The following is a 16933-nucleotide window of genomic DNA, read 5'->3' on the forward strand; positions in this document are numbered from 1 at the left end:
TCCATAAGAAAAGGAGGTGGCTTGTTTAAAATTAAGTATAAACCTTCACACTTAGATTACTGTCCAGTTCCAGCGCTTTTCAGGGCTGGACAAGGCGCTTGCGCTTTTTTATACCTGATCGCTTCCGAAGAAGTTTTTGAATGCCTGCAGTGTTGTATCACGGTTCAAGGCGGCGATTGAAGTTGTCAATGGGATGCCTTTCGGGCAAGACTGGACGCAGTTCTGTGAGTTTCCGCAGTTTGCGAGTCCGCCATCTCCCATGATTGTTTCAAGACGCTCGCCTTTGTTCAAAGCACCTGTTGGGTGTGCATTGAAGAGACGAACCTGTGACAATGGCTGTGGCCCGATGAAGTCTGACTTGTCGTTTACGTTAGGGCAAGCCTCCAGGCAGACACCACATGTCATACACTTGGAAAGTTCATATGCCCACTGACGCTTTTTCTCTGGCATACGTGGACCAGGTCCAAGGTCGTAAGTACCATCGATTGGCACCCATGCTTTAACACGCTTCAAAGAATCGAACATGCGGCTGCGGTCAACCTGAAGGTCACGGACAACCGGGAATGTTCTCATTGGCTCAAGCCTGATCGGCTGCTCAAGCTGATCTACCAGCGCTGAGCATGACTGGCGCGGGCGGCCATTGATGACCATTGAACACGCACCACAAACTTCTTCAAGACAGTTCATATCCCAAGCAATCGGAGTCGTGGCTTCACCTTTTGAGTTCACAGGGTTACGTCGGATTTCCATCAGTGCCGAAATAACGTTCATATTTGGTCGATAATCTAATACAAACGTTTCTTCATAAGGGGCTGATTCAGGAGTATCCTGACGGCTGATTACAAAAGTAACAGTTTTATTCTCTGACATGCCTTATTACTCCCCCTTCTTCTTAGAGTAATCGCGCTTACGCGGTTGGATTAATGAAGTATCAACTTCTTCATAGTGGAAAGCTGGCGCAGAGTTTGCATCAACAAACTTCGCCATCGTTGTTTTCAAGAAGTCCTCATCATTACGATCTGGGAATTCAGGTTTATAGTGAGCCCCACGGCTTTCGTTACGGTTATATGCACCGATTGTAATAACACGTGCAAGCTGAAGCATATTTTGAAGCTGGCGTGTGAACACCGCACCCTGGTTGCTCCATTTTGCTGTATCGTTGATATTGATATTTTTGTAACGCTCCATCAGTTCAACGATTTTATCATCGGTTTTCTTCAGTCTGTCATTGTAGCGAACCACAGTCACATTGTCAGTCATCCATTCGCCAAGCTCTTTGTGAAGAACATATGCGTTTTCAGTGCCATCCAGTGACATTACATTATTCCACTTCTCCTGCTCCATCTTAACTGCACCATCAAATAGTGCTGAAGAAACAGCATCTGAGCTCTTTTCAAGACCGTTGATATAACGGATTGCGTTTGGACCTGCTACCATACCGCCATAGATTGCAGACAATAGTGAGTTAGCGCCAAGACGGTTCGCACCGTGCTGTGAATAATCAACCTCACCTGCAGCAAACAAGCCTGGAATGTTTGTCATTTGATCATAGTCAACCCATAGTCCACCCATAGAATAGTGAACTGCAGGGAATATTTTCATAGGAACTTTTCTTGGATCATCGCCCATGAATTTCTCATAGATTTCGATGATTCCGCCAAGCTTGATATCAAGCTCTTTAGGATCTTTATGTGAAAGGTCAAGATAAACCATGTTCTCACCGTTGATGCCAAGCTTCTGGCTTACGCACACGTCAAAGATTTCACGTGTCGCGATATCACGCGGTACAAGGTTTCCATAAGCAGGATACTTTTCTTCAAGGAAGTACCACGGCTTTCCATCTTTATACGTCCAAACTCGTCCACCCTCACCGCGGGCAGATTCACTCATCAGGCGGAGTTTGTCATCCCCTGGGATTGCTGTCGGGTGGATCTGGATGAATTCACCGTTGGCGTAATAACCGCCCTGCTGGTATACGATTGCAGCAGCTGAACCCGTGTTGATAACTGAGTTCGTTGTTTTTCCGAAAATGATCCCTGGGCCGCCAGTTGCCATGATCACAGCATCAGCAGCAAATGATTTGATTTCCATTGAAGTCAGGTTCTGTGCTACGACTCCGCGGCACACACCTTCTTCGTCCTTGATTATTCCAAGGAATTCCCAGCCTTCGTACTTTGTGACCAAGCCAGCCACTTCATGGCGGCGAACCTGCTCATCCAAAGCGTATAGAAGCTGCTGTCCAGTTGTCGCACCAGCAAATGCTGTACGGTGGTGCTGAGTACCACCAAAGCGGCGGAAATCAAGCAAACCTTCCGGCGTACGGTTGAACATAACTCCCATACGGTCAAGAAGGTGAATGATGCCAGGCGCTGCTTCAGCCATAGCCTTAACCGGAGGCTGGTTCGCAAGGAAGTCACCGCCGTATACTGTATCATCAAAGTGCTCCCATGGAGAGTCACCTTCACCTTTCGTATTTACTGCGCCATTGATTCCGCCCTGTGCACATACAGAGTGGGAACGTTTTACCGGCACAAGAGAAAACAGTTCAACAGGAGTTCCTGTTTCTGCAACTTTAATTGTAGCCATTAAGCCAGCCAAACCGCCGCCGACTACGATCACCTTACCTTTACTCATCGTGACTCACTCCCTTAAATCCATGTCTGTCTTTCATATCCGATCAAAAGTAAATCTTTTTCTGCGTATAGTCCAGAAAAGGTCTTATACGAATGCCAGGATTGCGCGGACACCTACGATGGAAAGCGCAATGAAAACTCCGATAGTGACGTAAGTAGAAATCACTTGTGAACGTGGTGTTACAGTGATGCCCCAGCTTACGAAGAATGACCATAATCCGTTCGCAAAGTGGAAAGTAGTAGAAATAACACCAATTAAATAGAACCATAGCATAAATGGAGTTGATAGAATCGTCTCCATCATCTGGAAGTTAACGTCTGCACCAAATGCTGCAGCAATACGAGTTTCCCATACATGCCATGCCACGAAAATCAATGTGATGACACCAGACACACGCTGCAGCATGAACATCCAGTTCCTGAAATGGCTGTATTGGCCTATATTGTTTTTAGCTGTAAAAGCAATATAAAGACCGTAGATTGCATGGAATAATAATGGTAAGAAGATAATGAAAATTTCTAGAAAATACCTGAAAGGCAACTGCTCCATAAAATGTGCTGCGCTATTGAATGATTCTTCTCCCCCTGTAGCAAAATGGTTGACTACAAGGTGCTGCATAAGGAAAAGACCTACTGGAATGACACCCAGCAAAGAATGCAGCCTCCGCCAATAAAACTCTTGTCTACCTGCCATATGTATACCCCCCTTGAAATTTGGCCATGATGTTCAGGCTTGTCTCCCCATCCCTATTAACCTAACAGATTGATTCAACCCAACATCAAAAAAAAAGCATTTCTTACAATTATGTGACATGTTCATTTTACTCCCATCATAATAGAGCGTCAAGAAAACGGATACATAAAAATGCTTATATAAATAAAATTTTTAAAATATATTGATATTGTAAAAATGCCACTTTCTAATTATTCCAACGCGTTAAAGAATATATTAAAATAATACTATTGCCAATTGAACACAGCTGATTAAAATTTCCCGGAACAATAATTTTTGGATACTAAAGTTTCGGGTATGGTATCAACATGGAAAAATTTTATAGAATTTCTAATGCCAAGCAAAATTTAACAACTTTTTAATTTAATGTTTTCGCGGCAAATTGTTTATAATAGAGTGATAGAAAGAGGGGAGAACATGAGCGAAATAACTACTTCTGAGCAAAAAATTGAGAGCGTCCCACAGGATGTCCCTGCGTTTGGATACGAATTGATAAGGGAAGTCCTTCTGCCGGAATTGCTCGGCAAAGATACGCCAGAAATCCTATATTGGGCCGGAAAACGCCTTGCCCGAAAGTTCCCATTAGAAACCCTTGACGAAACCATCCGCTTTTTCCAGGATGCCGGCTGGGGCACACTTACCATCAAAGAAGAAGCCCGAAGAGAAATGGTGCTTGAACTTGGCAGCGAGCTAATTTCCTCCCGACTGAAAAACAACCCAAAAACCACTTTCCAGCTAGAAGCAGGCTTCATCGCCCAACAAATGGAACAACAGAAAAAAGTAACAGCCGAAGCCTTCGAACACCCCAATAAAAAGTCATCAAAAATCCTGTTCACGATCAAATGGGATAAGAATGATCATATTGAGTAGTAATGAATAATGCCAGGGCACAGCAAAACCATTGCTGTGCCCTTTTAAACGCTAGTTACCTTCCCCAGCTATTATTTCCAAACTACATTTGCCTCAATTTCACTCCATGCTCCGCTTTAATGTGACGATAATCCTTCGCTTTTCCTTTTATCCGCACATTAATTCGTCTTAACAGCTTCGGAGTATAACTCAAATGCTTCATGCAATGATTCGACTGCATTTACCATTTGCTTTTCTTCAACTACGGTGGAGACTTTGATTTCTGATGTGCTAACCATCTTCACCTGGATACCGTGTCCTTCAAGGACTTCAAACATTTTGGCGGCTACGCCTGGATTGGAAACCATTCCGGAACCTACAATCGACACCTTTGCCAGGCCGGTTTCGGATTCGACCGCTTGGTAGTTCAATGCTTCTTTATTGCGTTCCAATACGTCCAGTACCTCCGGGAGGTCGTTGCTCTTAATGGAGAAGGAAATATTGGCTAACCCTGCTTCAGTACGGCTCTGGACGATGATGTCGACATTGATATGGTTCTGTGCAAGTGTTGTGAATATAGTAGAAAGTCCTCTTAGTGAAGTGCTTACTCCAAGAACTGATACTCTCGTGATTTGGTCTTCAAACGCTACTCCGCGTACGATTAAATTCTGTTCCATTTCATTTTCCTCCTCGATGATCGTGCCTCTTTCTTTCTCCATACTGGATCTTACTTCAAGCGGCAATCCATAGTTTTTCGCGAATTCCACTGCACGAGGGTGGAGCACACCTGCACCCAGGTTTGCCAACTCTAGCATTTCATCATATGAAACACTCAGCAATTTTCTCGCGCTTTTCACATATCTTGGGTCAGTCGTGAACACGCCAGTCACATCTGTATAGATATCGCATTTATCCGCCTTCAAAGCCGCCGCAAGTGCTACTGCTGTGGTATCTGACCCGCCGCGTCCAAGTGTGGTGATTTCACCATCATCAGTGACCCCCTGGAATCCCGCGACAATGACCACCTTGCCACTCTCTAAATCATTGGCAATCCTGTCAGTCTCAATATCGACAATCCGGGCGTTCCCGTGGACAGCCTCCGTTTTGATTCCAGCCTGCCAGCCAGTATAGGAAACGGCATCAATGCCATTTTGCGCCAATGCCATGGAAAAGAGTGCAATGGTAATTTGCTCTCCTGTTGTCAAAAGCATATCCATTTCTCTTTTTGATGGCGCGCTGGAAATATCATTCGCCATATCCACAAGATGGTCCGTCGTCTTGCCCATTGCTGAGACAACTACTACCACATTGTTGCCGTTCTGCAGTTCTTCCGCTGTCCTGCTTGCAGCGTTCCTGATTCTTTCGACATTGCCAACCGATGTTCCGCCAAATTTCTGTACAATCAATCCCATTAGGTTCCCCTGCCTCTTCATTCTGTATTTTGCCTCTAATAGAGTTTCATGGCCACGCCGCATATGTAACTTTTCCCGGTCCTTCATTAAAAAAAGGTCCATAAAAACAGAAAAAGCAATGGAAGTGGCTCCCATTGCTTGATAAACGTGTATATACGCTGCAACATGAGATAGCACTCCAAGATGGCAATCTTGACAATCCAGCGTTTATTCAACGCAGGACCAGCGAGAAAATCGATAGGCATTTCCCCACTTCGGCAAACATCCCCTTTCAAAGTCCATCCTCGAATCCTACAATTCTCCTGACTTTTACTCTTGAAGTTCGCACCTCTATCTTCACTTTAATGCTCTAAAGTGATAGCTATATGAAATTTTTATCATTATAGCACACCTAAAAATAGAATGCTACATTAATTCTGTAATTTCTGATATAGTTCCTCCGCAACATTAGCTGGAAGGCCGGCAGCATTCAGCTCTTCCAAAGTGGCTTCTCTCATCTTTTTCACCGAACCGAAATGCTTCAACAGTGCTTTCTTGCGTTTTTCGCCAATGCCCGGGATATCATCAAGCAGTGACTGAAAGGCACTTTTGCCTCTTAACTGGCGGTGGAAGGTAATCGCGAACCGGTGGACTTCATCCTGGATTCTTTGCAGCAGATAAAACTCCTGGCTGTTTCGCGGCAGTTCTATTACCTGTAGCGGGTTGCCATACAGCAGCTGAGAAGTCCTGTGCTTGTCATCCTTCGCTAAACCGGCAATAGGAATGTCAAGTCCAAGTTCATTCTCCAGCACATCACGCGCGGATTCAATATGTCCTTTTCCGCCATCGATGATAATCAAATCCGGCAGCGGCAGTCCCTCTTTCAAGACACGAGTATACCTGCGCCTCACGACTTCCCTCATCGATTCATAGTCATCCGGACCTTTAACTGACTTAATTTTATATTTGCGATATTCTCTTTTTTCTGGCTTGCCGTCGATAAAGACAATCATCGCGGATACCGGATCTGTTCCCTGGATATTGGAGTTATCAAAAGACTCAATGCGATGAGGAGTGTAAATGCCCATTTGCTGGCCAAGATTTTCAACAGCCTTGATTGTCCGCTCCTCATCACGGTCAATTAACGAAAATTTCTCTGTCAGGGCGATACTGGCATTTTTGGACGCTAAATGGACGAGCTCCTTTTTCTTTCCGCGCTGCGGTTTCAGCACTTTCACTTCAAGCAGTCCCTCTGCCAATTCCAGGTCCACGCCCTCTGGAACCAATACTTCCTTCGGCTTGAAATGCTCATTTTTTGAGTAAAATTGGCCCAGGTATGTGAGGATATCTTCTTCAGGTTCATTGTGGATCGGGAACATTGAAACCTCTCGTTCGATCAACTTTCCCTGACGGATAAAGAAGACCTGAACACACATCCAGCCCTTGTCGACAGCATAGCCAAACACATCCCGGTCCGTAAAGTCTGTCGTCGTCATCTTCTGCTTTTCCATCGTTGCCTCAATATGGGCGATCTTGTCCCGAAATTCCTTGGCACGTTCAAAATCAAGTTCTTCGGCAGCCGCAGCCATTTTCACCGTCAAATCTTCCTTGATTTCTTTATATCCCCCGTTGAGGAACCGCGTAATCTCATCTGTAATCTGCTTATACTCTTCCTTGCTTACGTCCTTGACGCAGGGAGCAAGACACTGCCCCATATGATAATAAAGGCAGACACGGTCGGGCAGAGTCGAGCACTTACGGAGCGGATAAATCCTGTCCAGCAGCTTTTTCGTCTCATTCGCCGCCTGTACATTGGGATATGGCCCGAAGTATTTGCCGCTATCCTTCTTTACTTTTCTAGTAATGATCAGCTTTGGATGCCTTTCTGCCGTCAGCTTGATGAATGGATAGCTCTTGTCATCCTTTAGCATGATGTTGTATTTTGGATCATATTTCTTGATCAGGTTTATTTCTAGAAGCAGCGCTTCCATGTCGGAGGAGGTGACGATATACTCAAAATCCTCAATTTCATTAACAAGGCGCAGCGTTTTGCCGTCATGCGATCCTGTAAAATAAGAACGCACCCTGTTCTTCAATACTTTCGCTTTCCCAACGTAAATGATCGTCCCCTGCCTGTCCTTCATTAAATAACAACCTGGCTGCGCAGGGAGAAGAGCAAGTTTATTCCTGATTTGTTCATTCATGCCGTTCACCTCCTGTTACGGTGTCCATTTATATAGAATAATCTTATGATAGACTGGGTCAAAAATTTTATCTGACGTAAATGTTTCTACCTTCTCAAGCTTCCCTCCAGGTTCAAAGCCCTGGGAACGGAAGCCGTCAACAACACTGTTTGTTAAATAAATCGTCTTCCCTTTATATAGCCCCTGATCGTGAAGGAAAATCTTATAAGTATAGATTCGTTTATGCGGATAAGGCATTTTTAAAAACTGCAAAACTCTTGTTTCTTCCCAAGTATAAAGAATGAAATCCTCTTGCTGCTCTTCAAGATAATCGGCAAGCTGATAAACAGCCGGCTCTAATTCAGCTTGATTTTGCAAATAATCCGAAGAAATCATTGCCTGGGCAATGATAACGACGATTACCAGAACACCGGCATAGCCCCCTGACCATTTTTTCAAATAGATAGTCAGACCAAGAAACGCGAGCAACAGCGCAATCGGCAGGATATGCCTCGGCTTATCAATATTCTGGGCGAAAAGTGCCCAAACAGCATAGGCGAACAGCAGCAAAGTACCCAAATGAAAGCTGCCTTCTTTATAAATTTTCCTGTTCGATGCTGGCAAAAAAATTAAGATGCCGATAACTATATATAATACCATCAAAACAGTTGTTCGTGAAAAGATTCCCCACCATAAAATGTTGGTAAACAGGAATGTTTTCATCCTTGCCCAAATGGACAGTTCATTGGATACCGAAGTGCCTCCCCATTCCTGAAAATGCCCTCCAGTAAACCCAAAAGCAAGCTCGAGGAAATTAACGATCCCACCTTCAGAAATGACTAGCGCTCCAACCCAGATTAACTGGAACAATCCAGCGATGAGCACATATTTGACAACACCGCCCAGGGCAATCTCCCTTTTTGCCCATTTTCTATATATAAGATATACAAGTCCGATGCCCATCGGAATGTAGCTCAGCCTGATACCCAACAGAATACTGAATAAAAACAGTGGAAGCAGCATCCATTTGCCAGCCGGCCTCGACTCTGCTGCGGCGATGCTCCAGAAGTACCACCAAAAAGCAGCAAGTGCTGCACCCTCTGACATTGGCTGGTTCACAATGATCAGTGGATAACTGGCAGTATAAATTGCAGCCGCGACAAGAAAGGCACTTACACCGGGAATATATCTTTTACCGAGGAAATAAACAGGCAAAATCGAGCTGCCGTAAACCAGCACATTAAATAAAACCAATGCCTGATTTGAGGTTTCTGCCAAAGAATTGACAAGCATGCCCCCAAAAATAAAGTATGGATAACCGGGAAAATGCGGCTGCATCGCTCGCAAGTCATACCTGTCCATTGCCAGGGTAAAGTCAACTTGGTCCCAGGAAGATACGAATGGATTAAGTGAACTCAACTGGTCGACGAAAATGTAAAGGACCGCCAGTAAACTCAGTCCAACCATGATTACTCTGTTCAATTTTTCTAAATTCATCATTTTGCATCAACTAACTTTCCAGGGGAATCGTTTTTACGTATGAAAAAAGTACAAGGAAATTCCCTGTACTTTTTTGGAGAGAGGATCATGAAGCCTCGAATCTGATTGATTATTTAGCTTGCGGGTTCAATACTACTTTCTTATTCTCTGCAGCATTGTTTTCAACAGCCTTCACTTTTTTAGGGCTGCGTGATGAAGTCAGCAGGTAGATCGCCCCAAAGTATCCGATATACGCAATGACTTCTTCGATCGAAGGCATCGATGAGTATCCAAACAGAGCCTTCAGGAAGATGCCCACATCACCAGAGATAAGCGGAGCAACACCAGTATCACGGAGGTAATGTGCGTAATCAATTGGATGTTCAGGCAATAGCCATGTAATATCGTACACATGATACATTACGCTGCCAATCATGTTGACATCCTGCATCATTGAAATCGCCTGAACTAGCAATCCGGCAGAAATCAGGATGATGAATGCGCCAGTGATTTGGAAGAAGGTCTTCAGCTTAACCTTCATCGTTCCTTTGAAGAACATGTATGAGACAGCGATCGCAATCAGTGTACCCGTAATTGCTCCCCATCCCTGCATGGCTGCACCGATGTTGCCGCCTGTGATTGCCGCAAAGAAGAAGACAGTCTCAATACCTTCACGCAAGACGACAAGGAATGAATGGATGACCATCCCGACAATGTTTCCTGTCGAAATGAACTTGTTCATTTTGCCTTCCATGTTTCCTTTAAGATCTTTACTGTGGCTAGCCATCCAGAATACCATTTGGGTCAAGAGGATGGTCGACACAATCATGATTCCGATTTTCAGGTAAATCTCACTGCCCATTGCCGCGAATCCGGTGAATACGACCTGGAACAGGATTGCTACCCCGATGCTTGCAAGTATTGCAAGTGCTGCCCCGAGCCATACATACTTCGTATACTTAGGATTACCTGTCCTCTTTAAGTATGTTGTGATGATTCCAATAATTAATAACGCTTCTAATACTTCACGAAAAGTAATCAATAATGCTTGAACTTCCATTGCTGATTCTCCCCTCTCCAAGGTGTCATCAAAATTTATGATCTTCTTCTCTTTATACCAATAACGACAATCGCACCAATGACCACGACAATCAGGATCAAAGGAATCCAGTTACGGATATTCGAACGATCTGTCCAGTCCTTTTTGCCAGGGCCTTCTTCTTCTTCTGTATCTGTAAAATGGCCGACTTCCAGGCTTGGAAGATCGAATTCATCTTGCAAGGTGTTCAGGATTTCTTCTTTCTTCTCTTTAAAAACATTTATGTCAGAAGGTTTCTTCCCTACTCCAAAGAGTCCGGGATTCCCTAGTGCTTCCAGTGCAGCATCAAAGTCAGCCTTTATTGCTTTATCTGTTTCAGGGTTACTTGCTTCAACCTTTGGCGAAAGCGCTTGATATGTAGCAAAACCTTTTGCCAGCAGCTTCTTTGATGTATCATACTCCTCAAAGCTCTTTTCAATACTTTCAAGCCTTCTTGCAACATTCAGCACGAGAAGTTTTTCCATATTCTCAATCGTTGCTTCTTTATCTTCTTCTTCCAAACTTTTCATGATAACTTCCCCTGGCTCGGTTCCCATATGCATATCAATCTCTTCTTTAACCGTTTCAAACAGGGATGTTGCAGCCGAGAAGTTTGGAGGGTCCTCATCCAGTTTCAACTGCATTTCCTTATAGACTTCTGCGACTTTCTCTTCATTGGGATCCCCATATGAATAGGCATTGGCAGACAAAGGAATACTGTTAATGAGAATCAATATCAATGAAAAACAAAAAAATATGGCTTTTTTCATTTGCTGTTTCCCTCCTACAATGATAATGATAATGATTATCAATATGGATGTCAATCATATTTGACAATCGTCACTTTTTTGTCACTATTTTTACTGTTTTTAGCTTGGGATTGATCTGCTCCAGCTACCTTGGAGACAGGCCTGGACATTTCACGGTACACAGCCGGAACGACATTCGTCATATATTTCTTGAAGGAAATGAACGATGTTCCAGTGGTCCTGACCCTGTATTTAATCGGCACTTCCAGCACCCTGAATCCTTTTCTGACCAGATTGAGTGTCAATACCTGTGCATAATTGTAATCATGGATAATTTCAGCATGCTGCAGCACTTTTCTTGAAAAAGCCCTCATTCCCGATTGGCCATCATACAGCCACTTTCTTAACAATAATGTTTGCAGGAAGGTGAAAAAATAATTCCCCATCCTGCGATGAAATTTCATTCCTTTTATCGTGCCCATAAAACGGGAACCCATTGTATAATCTGTTTCTCCATTTAGTATTGGCTTAACAATGTCCGGGATTTGCCATGCGGGATATTCGCCATCAGCATCAATCATGACGCCGACATCAGCCCCCATGCTAAAACATTCCTCCATGCCTTTTCTTACCGCGGCTCCCAGGCCGCGGTTTTTATCAAAGCTTATGATATGGTCAGCTCCAGCTTTTTTCGCTTCCGCAACCGTGGCATCTGTTGAGCCATCATCAATGACCAGCACTTCCACTTGATCAGCACCGGCAAAACTGCGTGGAATGTTCCCAATTACTTCACCAATTGATTCTTCTTCGTTGAAAGCCGGCAAAAATACGATTACTTTACTCAATTTAATTCTCATCCTTCTCTGCTTTTATTGCATCCTGTAAAACTTTCCCCCTGCTGCTGGATGGATATGGCGCACCCATGAGATAGGAAATGGTCGGTGCCAGTGAAACCAGACTATGTTTTTCCTGGACTTTAACTCCTCTGGCAATATGCGGACCATTCATAAAAAATGGAACAAACCGTTCTCCTTCATCAAGATGACCGTGCCCGCCGATGCCATCTGCTTGTCCATGGTCGGCACATACTACAAGTGTCGTGTTCTCCATTTTCCCTTCCGCTTCCAGCCAGTGAACAAAGTCTTTAATCAGCGCGTCAGCTTCTTCGATTTTTTCAATATAATCATCATAGAGGACGCCGCGGCTATGACCAACCTGGTCTGTACCGATCATCTGGACAATGAATAAATCCGGATCCTGTTCATCCATGATTTTTCTTGCCCTCGCAAGCATGTTTGTATCTGCTTTATCCTTATGCATGACAGCTGTAACTGTCTCGACATCACTGCCCATCGCATCGACGAGGTGCGCAATGCCAAGGAGTCTCCCTCTTTTGCCCACTTTGCGAAGCGAGTCAAAAATTGTTTCTGTGTTGACTCCAAGCTTATAGACCATATTGGATTTAATGCCATGCTCAAATGGATAGGTCCCGGTGAACATGGAACTAAAGCAAACAACGGTCCTTGCAGGATACAGTGTTTCCATATTCAAGTATTCAGTCCCGTTCTCTTTTAGCTGATCGAGGAACGGTGTATTTGCTTCATAAAACCTTTCTTTCCTCATACCATCGATGACGATGACAATCACCTTGTCCGAAAGTCCATTTTCAGGTATTTCAGGTCCCTCATCCTTTGTGTAGGTTTCGTACGCCTTTGGCTTCCAGTCAAACAAATACCTGTGGAGAATGAAGGCAAAGAGGAGAATAAAGCCGTAAAAAACAGCAATATCAAAAAACGGTAAATTCGCACCAGCAGTTAAGGTACTGAATGACAGTTCCCAGAGAGAAAGCAGCAGGAAAACTTTCGGAAGCTGCTCCTGGGCATTGCCGCTGGTAGAGTCACTATTTTTCAAAACAAGCTTCCAAAATCTCGTGAAGTTAAGCCAGGAAGTGCCTATCCTGAGGTGATAATAAAACGTGCCCCAGAAAAACACTGTAAAGAAAAAGTATAATCCAGCAGCGAAAAGCAACAGATTTATATTAAGGTCAGGCCAAACGATGATGAAAACGACAAGTGGAATCCACAGATAGTTTCTCAAAAAAAGCGGAAAATCATAAACAAAATACATGATGAATAACGGCAGCACAGTCAATAGCGCAAGCAGAAACTCTGTGAGCGCAGCTGTATTGCCCAAATCTCCGAGGTGAAATAATACCATTGTGCCAACTGTAAAAATTGGCGTGAAAGGCTTCCCTTCATTAAGTAAATTCCAGCTTCGGGCCGCGAATTTCTCAAACTTTGAAGCACTTTTCATGATTCGTTGCCCCTTTCTCTAGTCCATTTTTTCAATAAATGAGCCGGTACAGGGTATGCAGCTATGGCAATCCCTCCAGCGATGAATGAAAATAAATATTTAAGTCCATGGGTAATTACCGCAGCTGTATACGCATTTTCTGCGGCTATCCCATTTGCTCCCAGTGCGAATACCATAATCGCCTCATAGCTGGCAATTCCTCCAGGTGTAATTTGGAAAATTTGCCCCGCAACCGTGATACTGTTTACCCAGATAGCCTGTACGAAGCTGATTAAGTTTTCCCCATTCCATACAACCCCATAAATCACTGCAGCTTCCAGCATCCAGCTAATCAAGGTCAACCCAATGATCCACATTCCCCGCCAGCCGGAGAAGGCAGTTTTCATTATAGATATTTGTCTGTCAAAAAAAGCCTTGAATTTAATGTAAAAAAGGATAGTGGATACAAAACCAATTACTGCGAGCCATAGGATCACCCCGCCATTCAGGGGCAGCTCAAGAAAAGCTAGGCCAGCCGATGCCATCGCAAAGAGGATGGCCGTATCCATCACACGCAAGATAACCACTGAATTAAAGGCTTCATGCCCAGTAATGGCAGGCTCCCTTGCTTTCATCACACCAATCCGCGCGAAATCCCCCGCTTTGACAGGCAGGAGGTGGTTCAGCAACAAGCTGTAAAACAGGCCGTACATGCAGGTTGTAAGGCGTACTCTATTGTTCAAGTAAAGCCTCCAGGCAAATCCTCTTGCCAAAAAGGCAAGAAAATAACTGCTGAAAATGAACAATAGCACTCCAGGTTTCGTTAGGATGGATTTTATTTCAGCCAGGATCCTGCCTGCATCAAGGTAGAAAAACGTCATGATTAGAAATGATGAAATCAGCAGGATGGCGGTAAGTCTCTTAAAGGAAGTCTTCATACTGCTCAGCCCATGCCACGGTTTCTGCAATTCCTTTTCTAAAGTCCGTCTCTGGTTCATAGCCAAGCAATTCACGTGCCCGTGATATATCTGCCCAGGTCCTATCCACGTCTCCGGCACGGTTTCCTTCACGCCTTAGCTTCATATCAGGATAGTAAAGCTTGAGCTCGTCCAATAGCTGTTCCATGGATATCGGCCTCCCAGAACCGATATTGATGATTGCGCTTTGCTGCAAGTTTTGCAGTGCAAGGCCAATGCCATTCACAATGTCACCCACATATGTATAATCACGAGTACCACCCTGGCCAAAAACCGTAATCTCTTCCCTGTTCTTCAATTTCTTTATGAAATTGGCAATCGCCATATCAGGCCTTCCCCATGGACCATATACGGTAAAAAACCTGAGGATTTTAACATCCATTCCATAAAGGTGCCCATACACATGGCAAAAGGATTCTGCAGCATATTTTGAGGCCGCGTACGGAGAAATAGGTTTGCCAGAAGCCATCTCCTCTTTAAATGGTGTATTTTTCATCATTCCATAAACCGATGATGAAGAAGCAAAAATGACCTGCTTCACAGCTGCCTGCCCCGCTCCTTCAAGTACATTAACAGTTGCCTTTACATCATAATCTATGTATTCCAGAGGACGAAGGATTGAGTATGCCACACCTGGCAATGCAGCGAGGTGCACAATCGCATCCGGGGAGATTTTCTTGATAATGCTTATGGTATCATCGCGGTTGAGAAGATCTGTTGGATAGAATTGATAATCCCCTGCTTCTTTAATTACATCAAGATGCTGCTTTTTTCTCTCAACAGAATAATAGGGATGCAAATTATCGATGATCGCCACCTCATGCTGCTCCTTTAGCATTTTGACAGCAAGATGGCTCCCGATAAAACCCGCTCCCCCAGTGATCAATATTTTCACGATTACACCTCTTTCTTAACACAAGCCAATTTTACCATAGTATTTACTTTTAAAAGTAAAAACAGAGCCGCATCGCTGCGGCTCTACATTTTTAAAGCAAACCATTTACTGCATTTATGACTGCTTCGCCTTTTGCTTTTGCATCTTCCGGCTTATTTTCCGCTATGGCATTATACCATGCCTCTGCATCTGCAAAGACAGCTTGTGCTTTCTCTTCACCTAATTTTTCAGTCATCTGGCCCTGAAGCATTTTCAAGAACATGTTTCCTTCCATTGCACCTACTTTTGCTTCTACCGCATTACCTTCAGCAAGCAGCTTCGGAGCTTTTTCATAGTATCCCTTAATTTTACCTGCTACAGCTTTTGCGAATAATGCATTTGTTTCTGCAGATTTAATTGTGGCAGGATCAGTCGTGTTAAGTGTGAAAATTTTGTCTAGCTGACCAGCTGCAGCTTCATCTCCACCGCCAAGTGATCCTTTGATCGCTTGATAGAATCCCCATGCCTCAGCCTGCATGATAGATAACTCTTTCGAATCTTTTCCTTCTTTTACACCTGCTTCAATTTTCTCAGCATAGGATTTTGCTGCTAAATAGTAGCTTCTGTAAATAGATTTATCAGTTACTTGAAGATAAACCTGGAAGTCTTCAGCGTTTCCAGAGTTCAGAGCTTCTTCCTGTGCGGATAATCCTGAGTTGATGTTCTCAACAAGGCTTGAATCACCGCTAAGCTCGTAGTAGTTATCTCGTTTCTCAGCTGTTGGGATAAAGACTTTTTCAGCCAGATGCTTGATTTGCACGAATGCAAGGTTAGCATCTTCCTTCTTATCATCAGTCAAAGCAGCAACTGCTTCCTTTTGAAGTGCTTTTTGATTTTGATAAAAGTAAGATTGAGTTGTCTTGTCGATCAATTGTACAGCGATAATCGGTTCCATTTCTCCGTTTTCCCCAGCAGTAATCGCCGCCTGGATTGCCTGGTCGAATTCCGGAGTAAGTTCAGCTACATCTTTTTGAAGACCTGCTTCATAAGTTTCCTGCACAGTCCCCCAATTAACTTCTTGGTCTTCTTTAGCTTTTACTAGTTCTGTCATCATGTCAGCGTGAGCCACAGCCTGCTTGGCAGCATCCGTATCTTCTACGTTCACTGCTTTCGGTTCTTCCGTTTTTGTATCTTCTGTTTCTTTATCTGCTTCTGCCTGTTTATTCTCTTCAGGCTTCTCAGCTGTTTCGTCTCCTCCACATGCAGCTAGTACAGAAGTTGCCATTAAGAAACTTGCAAAGATCACTTTAAGGTGCTTTTTGTTCATCGTTGATATCCCCCTATGTAATGTTTTGGTCATATTTAATTGATAATGATTTTCATTGACATTTGTTATTATAGGCGAGAATGATTATCACTGTCAACGAACTTTGTGAGAAAACTTTGACAAACTTGTGAAAAGTTATTTTTCCATTACTTATACCCATTCATACACCTAATTTAAGATCCCACTAGTTTAACGGCATAGATTTGAGGATTTTTGGTGATAGGCCAGCCGGGATTTCTGCAGCACTCCTAAAAGCAGGAACGATAACAAGACTTAATGGCTTTCTAAATGCATCCTTATGAGCAACGATAACCCTACATAAGGGTCTGTTTAACTGCTAAATGCATCCTTATGAGCATCGATGACTC

14 protein-coding genes and 1 riboswitch are annotated in these 16933 nt (G+C 43.8%); of the genes, 1 reads left to right on the plus strand and 13 read right to left on the minus strand.

The window, feature by feature from the left end; translation table 11 throughout:
* Positions 1 to 108: 108 nt before the first annotated feature.
* The 3 genes from sdhB to J7E32_RS08750 form a co-directional block, all read right to left on the minus strand.
* On the minus strand, positions 109 to 870 hold the full coding sequence (gene sdhB / locus J7E32_RS08740; RefSeq protein WP_214906492.1) for a succinate dehydrogenase iron-sulfur subunit: 762 nt from the start codon (positions 868 to 870) through the stop codon (positions 109 to 111).
* 6 nt (positions 871 to 876) lie between these two features.
* On the minus strand, positions 877 to 2634 hold the full coding sequence (gene sdhA, locus J7E32_RS08745; RefSeq protein ID WP_214906494.1) for a succinate dehydrogenase flavoprotein subunit: 1758 nt from the start codon (positions 2632 to 2634) through the stop codon (positions 877 to 879).
* Positions 2635 to 2718: 84 nt separating this feature from the next.
* Positions 2719 to 3327: a succinate dehydrogenase cytochrome b558 subunit gene (locus J7E32_RS08750; protein ID WP_214906496.1), complete on the minus strand. Its 609-nt coding sequence runs from the start codon at positions 3325 to 3327 to the stop codon at positions 2719 to 2721.
* Between the two features lie 456 nt (positions 3328 to 3783).
* On the opposite strand from J7E32_RS08750, the gene J7E32_RS08755 reads away from it, so the two are divergent.
* Positions 3784 to 4236 (plus strand): YslB family protein, encoded by a 453-nt coding sequence (locus J7E32_RS08755; protein ID WP_214906498.1) that lies wholly within the window; start codon positions 3784 to 3786, stop codon positions 4234 to 4236.
* Between the two features lie 158 nt (positions 4237 to 4394).
* Here J7E32_RS08755 and J7E32_RS08760 read toward each other — a convergent pair whose 3' ends face one another.
* The 10 genes from J7E32_RS08760 to J7E32_RS08805 all read right to left on the minus strand — a co-directional run bounded on the left by J7E32_RS08760 (position 4395) and on the right by J7E32_RS08805 (position 16565).
* The gene (locus tag J7E32_RS08760; protein WP_214906500.1) at positions 4395 to 5627 is read right to left on the minus strand and encodes an aspartate kinase; all 1233 of its coding nucleotides are present in this window, start codon (positions 5625 to 5627) and stop codon (positions 4395 to 4397) included.
* Between the two features lie 163 nt (positions 5628 to 5790).
* Positions 5791 to 5968: riboswitch (Lysine riboswitch) on the minus strand.
* 69 nt (positions 5969 to 6037) lie between these two features.
* The gene (gene uvrC, locus J7E32_RS08765) at positions 6038 to 7810 is read right to left on the minus strand and encodes an excinuclease ABC subunit UvrC (RefSeq protein ID WP_214906502.1); all 1773 of its coding nucleotides are present in this window, start codon (positions 7808 to 7810) and stop codon (positions 6038 to 6040) included.
* A 15-nt stretch (positions 7811 to 7825) separates the two neighbouring features.
* Complete coding sequence (locus tag J7E32_RS08770) at positions 7826 to 9289, minus strand: glycosyltransferase family 39 protein (protein WP_214906504.1); 1464 nt, start codon at positions 9287 to 9289, stop codon at positions 7826 to 7828.
* A 109-nt stretch (positions 9290 to 9398) separates the two neighbouring features.
* Positions 9399 to 10328 carry an FTR1 family iron permease gene (locus tag J7E32_RS08775; RefSeq protein WP_214906505.1) on the minus strand — a complete coding sequence of 310 codons (930 nt, stop codon included), beginning with the start codon at positions 10326 to 10328 and terminating at the stop codon, positions 9399 to 9401.
* A gap of 35 nt (positions 10329 to 10363) precedes the next feature.
* Entirely contained in the window at positions 10364 to 11116 is a 753-nt protein-coding gene (locus tag J7E32_RS08780; RefSeq protein WP_214906507.1) for a hypothetical protein, read from the minus strand.
* Positions 11117 to 11166: 50 nt separating this feature from the next.
* Positions 11167 to 11946, minus strand: a complete 780-nt coding sequence (locus J7E32_RS08785; RefSeq protein WP_214906515.1) for a glycosyltransferase family 2 protein — start codon at positions 11944 to 11946, stop codon at positions 11167 to 11169.
* Positions 11942 to 13408, minus strand: a complete 1467-nt coding sequence (locus J7E32_RS08790; RefSeq protein WP_214906509.1) for an alkaline phosphatase family protein — start codon at positions 13406 to 13408, stop codon at positions 11942 to 11944. Before J7E32_RS08790 ends, J7E32_RS08785 begins: the two co-directional genes overlap by 5 nt.
* Positions 13405 to 14325 (minus strand): lysylphosphatidylglycerol synthase transmembrane domain-containing protein, encoded by a 921-nt coding sequence (locus J7E32_RS08795; RefSeq protein ID WP_214906510.1) that lies wholly within the window; start codon positions 14323 to 14325, stop codon positions 13405 to 13407. The genes J7E32_RS08790 and J7E32_RS08795 overlap by 4 nt, the downstream gene beginning before the upstream one ends.
* On the minus strand, positions 14309 to 15259 hold the full coding sequence (locus J7E32_RS08800) for an NAD-dependent epimerase/dehydratase family protein (RefSeq protein WP_214906511.1): 951 nt from the start codon (positions 15257 to 15259) through the stop codon (positions 14309 to 14311). The genes J7E32_RS08795 and J7E32_RS08800 overlap by 17 nt, the downstream gene beginning before the upstream one ends.
* 91 nt (positions 15260 to 15350) lie before the next feature.
* The gene (locus J7E32_RS08805) at positions 15351 to 16565 is read right to left on the minus strand and encodes a hypothetical protein (RefSeq protein WP_214906512.1); all 1215 of its coding nucleotides are present in this window, start codon (positions 16563 to 16565) and stop codon (positions 15351 to 15353) included.
* Positions 16566 to 16933: the final 368 nt, after the last annotated feature.

The sequence above is a fragment of the Bacillus sp. ISL-55 genome (genome assembly GCF_018613155.1).
Classification (GTDB): domain Bacteria; phylum Bacillota; class Bacilli; order Bacillales; family Cytobacillaceae; genus Mesobacillus.